4 protein-coding genes and 1 other RNA gene are annotated in these 6484 nt (G+C 44.5%); 4 read left to right on the forward strand and 1 reads right to left on the reverse strand.

Annotated features, from left to right (window positions below):
* Positions 1–856, reverse strand: an 856-nt coding sequence (locus Q1Q15_RS25200; protein ID WP_300465512.1) for a hypothetical protein, incomplete at its 3' end; no start/stop codon positions are given.
* 563 nt (positions 857–1419) lie between these two features.
* On the opposite strand from Q1Q15_RS25200, the gene Q1Q15_RS25205 reads away from it, so the two are divergent.
* The 4 genes from Q1Q15_RS25205 to Q1Q15_RS25220 all read left to right on the forward strand — a co-directional run.
* The gene (locus tag Q1Q15_RS25205) at positions 1420–3219 is read left to right on the forward strand and encodes a GspE/PulE family protein (protein ID WP_300465514.1); all 1800 of its coding nucleotides are present in this window, start codon (positions 1420–1422) and stop codon (positions 3217–3219) included.
* 115 nt (positions 3220–3334) lie between these two features.
* Complete coding sequence (gene smpB / locus Q1Q15_RS25210) at positions 3335–3823, forward strand: SsrA-binding protein SmpB (protein ID WP_300465516.1); 489 nt, start codon at positions 3335–3337, stop codon at positions 3821–3823.
* Positions 3824–4045: 222 nt separating this feature from the next.
* Positions 4046–4404, forward strand: a transfer-messenger RNA (tmRNA) gene (ssrA, locus tag Q1Q15_RS25215).
* A 601-nt stretch (positions 4405–5005) separates the two neighbouring features.
* Positions 5006–6484 (forward strand): reverse transcriptase domain-containing protein (locus Q1Q15_RS25220; protein ID WP_300465518.1); only part of this gene is annotated, 1479 nt, incomplete at its 3' end.

A 6484-nucleotide genomic window follows, 5' to 3' on the forward strand; every position in this document is an offset into this window, starting at 1 on the left:
GAAACGGGGCAACGCCGGTGGGGAAATTATGGGTTTCAGCGGTGAGAAGCATGTGATAGCGGGCATCATTTTCACACAATGGGCTTGGCAACCCAGGTTTCGAAGGCATTATGGTATGGATATCATGTCCCTCGACCACGCTGGAGTTATCCTTAAAGGCCACCAGGCTCCCCTTGGGATTTTTGTTCAAGGTCTCGATGACCAGCTCAAAAAGGGTCTCATCCTGCAGTTCACCGTCGATCACCTGTTTGCCGCGGAAGAATCCGTGCCGCGAATGTTCGGAGTTGGCATTATTGAGATCCATGATCTCGACGATGGTGGGATTGCGATCATGTTTTTTGACAAAATAGTCGTAATAAAAATTACGATCCCGTTCGTCCATGGAGATACCGGGGATCTCAAGGAGTGCCTCCGGGCCCTTTGCCTTCATGTCCACGTCATAGACAGCTTCCGGCTCAATTCCGGTTTCAAAGGTGGAAAGGGCTTCCGGGTAAAAACACTCTGTCATCCGGTCATGATTGTCCCGGACAAATTCTTCAAGATTCTCTGCCGCATCCACCAGATACCTGCGGGAACGCTCAACCCTGGAGACACAGGCAATGCCGGTGGCCTTGCATATTGAAACCATGTTGGAAGACCAGGCCGTGGCAAAGTTGAGCCTGGGGCCAACTTCCACCACCCGGTCACCGGTGAGCACAGGCGTTGTTGTGACAGAGTCCGCCAGAAAACCATCGGCCAGGATCAGTTGCAGATGCCCCTGTTCCGTCTCTGTCAACGGACGACTGGATTCAATGTTAAAGCAGTATTCCTGGTTCTCAGCGGTTTTGCGGTATAATTGACTGACAATGGATGACATAGGGTAGTTCCTGAAAAGTGATGATTGATGGAGAGTTTTATTTAGCCATCGGTAGCATTTATTTTTACGGATACTCAGATTACTCAGATTAAAAACTGAAACTGTACTTTATCCAGTTTATACCAGATAGCTGTCAGAGTTAAAAGCGAACAGTTTACCCATTTAATCTAAATTTTCTACCCTCCAGGAACTGTAGATGTTTCCAATGCTCCATAGTCGTCTGTTTTCTTTTTGATACAACAGCCCCTCTATGCGCCGAGAAGAAAACAGACGAATATGGAGTGCTGGGGAGAGCTTACAACAAAAGTTTCTTGATTAAGTGGCCAAAAAAGAACAGAATACAGGAAGCACAGGTTCAATTATTCCAAATATTTTGACAAGCTCGTAAAAAAGTGAATTTGCAGATGGCTAAGTAAAAAACTTCATATGCGAGGCGCGTGGATTTTCTATTATTTCGGCGTACTAAGGTACGTCGTAATGATAGAAAATTCGCAGCAACGAAGTAGATGAAGAGTTTTTACGACGCCATCTATTTTTAGCATAACAATAAAAACACCTCACCCATGACCCTACTCAACAGCGACGCCCTGCTCGATCTGCTCACCAAAAGAGGGCTTATCACCCCCAAACAGAGGCAGTTTATCGTCCTTGAAAAAGGAAAACAGCGGCAGAAACTGCTGAAAAAGTTCGGGAAAGAAGAAGGTTTTGATAAAAATTTTCCGGACCTGGTGGATATCATTGTTTCATTCAAGCTGGATGCGGGGGGTGTGAAAGGAAAAGTTCTTGATGAAGATACTATCATTATGGCGGTGAGTCAGTCCCGCAATATCCCCTTTAAAAAGCTGGATCCGCTCAAGCTGGATATTGAAACGGTCACCAAGACCATCCCCAAAAACTTTGCCATCAGTCACATGCTTCTTCCCTTCAACTTTCAGGACGGCGTCCTGGAAGTAGCTATCTATGACCCTGATAACACCACGGTATTGAAGGATATTGAGCACGCCAATCAGGTGAAGGTGAAGCCCTATATTTCACCAAAATCAGATATTCGGAAAATCCTCTCCGAATTTTTCGGCTTCCAGCGCTCCATCACTGCTGCCGAGAGCCAGTTTGGCGCTCCCGGCGTGGGGAGTTCTGTTGATATCGGTAACCTGGAGCAGTTTGTCAAAATTTCCTCTGCCAAGGAAATATCCTCTTCGGACCAGCATATTAAATCGGCTGTGAATCACCTCTTCAACTATGCCCTGGATCAGATAGCCAGTGATATTCATGTGGAGCCCAAGCGCAACAACTGCATGATCCGTTTCCGTATAGACGGGGCTTTGCATACCATCTATAATTTGCCCAAGGCTGTTCATTCTGCCATTGTGGCCCGCATCAAGTCCCTGGCCCGGATGGACATTGCCGAAAAACGCAGACCCCAGGATGGTCGTATCAAAATTGCCATGAGCAGTGACAAGGAGGCCGAGATCCGTGTCTCCACGGTTCCGGTAGCCTTTGGTGAAAAGGTGGTCATGCGTATTCTCGATCCGGACGTGATCTTTCAGGATCTGGACAAGCTCGGTTTTTCAAAACGAGACCGCATTGTATACAATTCGTTTATCAAGTCGCCGCACGGCATTGTCCTGGTTACCGGGCCCACGGGTTCGGGTAAATCAACCACCCTCTATTCCACCCTGGAAAAGATCGCCACCCCGGAAAGAAACATTGTGACCATTGAAGATCCGGTGGAGATGGTCTACGAGGCGTTCAACCAGATTTCTGTCCAGCCCCTCATCGATGTCACTTTTTCCACCATCCTCCGCAATATTCTGCGCCAGGACCCGGATGTGATCATGATCGGTGAGATCCGTGACCTGGATACGGCGTCCCATGCCGTACAGGCCGCCATGACCGGTCACCTGGTCTTTTCCACTCTCCACACCAACGATGCGGTCTCATCCATTATCCGTCTTCGCGACCTGGGCCTGGAGCCGTTTCTCATCTCCTCCACCCTGCTTGGTTCCCTGGCCCAGCGCCTTGTCCGCACTATCTGCTCCGATTGCTCAGAATCCTTTGCCATGAAAGGAGAGGAACTGCTTAAATTAGGCTTTCCAGTGGCGGACCGCGAAACCTATAGTCTCAAACGCGGCAAGGGATGCCGGAAATGCCGGGGAACCGGCTATAAGGGGAGATGCGGTATCTTTGAAATTTTCCCGCTCTCGGAAAAGATGAAGTCAATGATCACTGGTGAATCCGGTGCTGACGAGATACGACGCCTTGCAATCCGCGAAGGAATGACTACCTTACGTGAAGATGCCTGGGAAAAGGTCAAGGCAGGAATCACAACCTATCAAGAGGCCATGCGGGTCACAGCTGATTGATATATGCCTGGTTTTTTTGAATCTTATCAGAAGTAACAGGTTCGTAAAAAGATAAAATTGTAAATGAGTTAGGAAAGTAACTGTTTAGCTGCTCTCCAGCTGAACGGTTCATATAATGGGTAAGAAAGATAGTAGTAATCGGGCGATTAAAGTCGTCTGTAAAAATAAGAAAGCCTTTCACGACTACCATATAGAAAGTACTTATGAGGCTGGAATGGTACTGCGTGGCCCCGAGGTGAAATCCCTGAGGGCCGGCAAGGCGAACCTGCGTGATGGCTATGCCCAGATCGATAAGAAGGGAGAACTCTATCTCCACAATGTCCATATTTCTTTTTACACTTTTGCCACCCACAATCCCAACGAACCCAGACGGGTGCGCAAACTCCTGCTCCACAAAAGGGAACTGAAGAAGCTGGTTGGTAAATTACGAGAGAAGGGCCTTGCGCTGATCCCACTTAAGATTTACTTTATTGGAAATGGGAAAGCCAAAGTTGAACTGGGGCTGGCACGTGGTAAAAAGCAGTATGACAAGCGGGCATCACTTAAGGAACAACAGAGTAACCGCGAGTTGCAGCGTGTTATGCGTCATAAAGAAGTAGGATAATTAGTGCCTGTCCATAAATAAAAGATTTAAGAACAGGGCCATAAGCGATTAGCGATCAGATTTTAGCTAAAAGCTAACTGCTAACTGCTAACTGCTAAAAGCTGCTAGCTGGCCAATTGTCAGCATTAATGGTATCTTGGGACAGACACTAACTAGTATGAAATTTCAAACATATTTAAACTTTACGAACTTTACAAACTTTACAAACTTTTAACTCAATAAGGGGGCGAAACGGATTCGACAGGGATGTGTAAGCTTTACGTTGCATGCCGAGCTTCTATCTGCTCGTAAAACTGATGGAACTTAATTATAATCGCCGACGATTATAACTACGCACTGGCAGCTTAGACTGCTGTGCCGCTCCCCCGGTCTTCGCCCGTAAGACCGGATCGGAGCGCCGACTCAACGGGCTGGTCTTCCAGTAGTGCCTGTCTGCCGGAAGATAAGATTTAGCAGGATAGCATCAGTGGACCCTGGTTCCGGCGGGGCCCCTGGCGCGAATCTTAAAGCCCGGGACTAAGCATGTAGATACGAGAGGGGAGCATTTTTGGACGCGGGTTCGACTCCCGCCGCCTCCACCATTCGACAATCCACGGAAATCCACCGAGGATTGCAAAGCCCGAAAACAGTCAGTGTTTTCGGGCTTTTTTTTTGTCCGTTTGACGTTACCCTTATTTGCCTGTACAGTTTGAAGGGGAAATGTCAGAGTGGTCCATTCTCGGACCGAGCTTATGGTGGGGCTACCTTTGGGGGGGGCAGAGATCCTTTTAAAATGGCCTTTTGGGCATCAAAAAGGGGCTTCTAAGACCGAAAATAGCCATCTTTACTGCTCATTATTACGCACATCCAGCTAGGTGGCTTGGTCCGACCCTAGTTCAGAGACACTCGCTACGCTCACTCGGACGCCTTGATCGGCGCCGCTTAACTTAATTTTAGCTTTTTTGCAAATTCACAAAGTGTTGAAATTTTAATTATAATAACTTACATTGTAAATATACTTCCTTATGGGAAGAACGGTGTTACCTTCTGCCAATCAGAAATGATAGGTTTTAGCCATCATTTGAAGTGATGGCGGGGTCGGAGTTTCAACACTCCTTCAACCTGAGAACTTACTTTTGCCTGGGTCAATACCGTGGAAAAGCCTGAGCAATAAGCTCAGGTTTTTTTGTTTAAGGAAATCATATGAGTTTAGAAAAGAAAATTGCAAATGCCATCAAATTAGAAGCAGAGAAATTGATAGCAAGATATCATGAATACCACAATAATGTTCATGCTGAATTTCTCAGAAATAAAAAAAGACTCGGTGATCTTGTACCGCCAAAAGTAATTAGAAAACCAAACTATTGGACGATTGACAAAAAATACAACCCTTTTTATGTAAGGCGAAAACATAAAAGTATTGCTCGTTCAATTGCAAAAAGAATAAAATCTCGTAAGTATGCTCCCAATAAGCCTTTTATCAAAACTGTACCCAAATCAGGGGGTGGTGAGCGCAAGGTAACAATTTATCAAATTCCTGATGCTGCTATTTCAAAATTATTTTTCAATCGATTATTAGCAAAAAATAAACACCGATTTAGCTCATTCTCTTATGCTTACAGAAATGATAGAAATGTGCATTTTGCCATCCAAGATATTGCAGTTGACCTAAAAAATAATGATCGAATATTCGTTTCAGAGTTTGATTTTTCAGACTTTTTCGGTTCAATATCGCATAAATATTTGTTCGAGCAATTTGGCGAAAATGGATTTTTTATTAGTCCTGAAGAAAAATATATTATTCGTACTTTTTTAAAAGGCAGAAGTGTTGGCATACCTCAAGGAACTTCTATAAGCCTATTCCTTGCAAACTTAACATGCTGGAGTTTTGATCAAAAACTAGAGAAAGAAGGAATTAAATTTTCACGGTATGCTGATGACACCATTGCATGGTCGCCGGAATATTCGAAAATATGTAATTCTTTTTTACTGATCAATGATTTTTCGAGAGAAGCAAGTGTTAAAATAAATCCTACAAAATCAGAAGGTATCAATCTTTTAACCAAACCTGGTTTGCATTCTGAGATATCTTCAAAAAATTCTTTGGACTTTCTTGGCTACACCCTATCTGTAGATAAAGTCTCTATAAAAAACAAATCTGTTAGTAAGATAAAAAAACAAATTTCCTATATTTTATATCGAAATTTAATTCAACCTCTTAAGCAACCTTCTCTTGCAGGACAGAGTATCCCTGCTAACGATGAAGATGAAAATTTTTTAACTGCCATGATGCAAGTCCGACGGTATATGTATGGTGGATTAAGCAAAAAACAAATTAAAGACTATCTATCTGGTAGAACGACAAAAATTTACTTTAAAGGAATAATGAGTTTCGATCCTCTCGTTGATGATGTCGATGATGGCCTGAGATATGGTTTGATTACTTTTGATGACTTGCTCGAAATCAAACTGTTCCGCGATCAATACGATAAGGTTATCGAAAAACACAGGGATATTAATGACCGGCAAATGATCCACGAAATCATCAGGCGCATGATCAATGTCATGGACGTTGACCTGATCGATACCAGCCGCAACCACATCTCATCAGCGAAGCTTGAGCCATTGCAAGATGTCCGCAGCCAGGCAAAACCGACAATGACTTTCAGCGAGGAACTGTCT

It is taken from the genome of Desulfobacula sp. (assembly GCF_030145145.1).
In the GTDB taxonomy this organism is placed as follows: domain Bacteria; phylum Desulfobacterota; class Desulfobacteria; order Desulfobacterales; family Desulfobacteraceae; genus Desulfobacula.

Bases quoted from the DNA above. Each gene is read 5' to 3' on its own strand.
- Q1Q15_RS25205 (WP_300465514.1), top strand. From the start codon at position 1,420: ATGACCCTACTCAACAGCGACGCCCTGCTCGATCTGCTCACCAAAAGA.
- smpB (WP_300465516.1), top strand. From the start codon at position 3,335: ATGGGTAAGAAAGATAGTAGTAATCGGGCGATTAAAGTCGTCTGTAAA.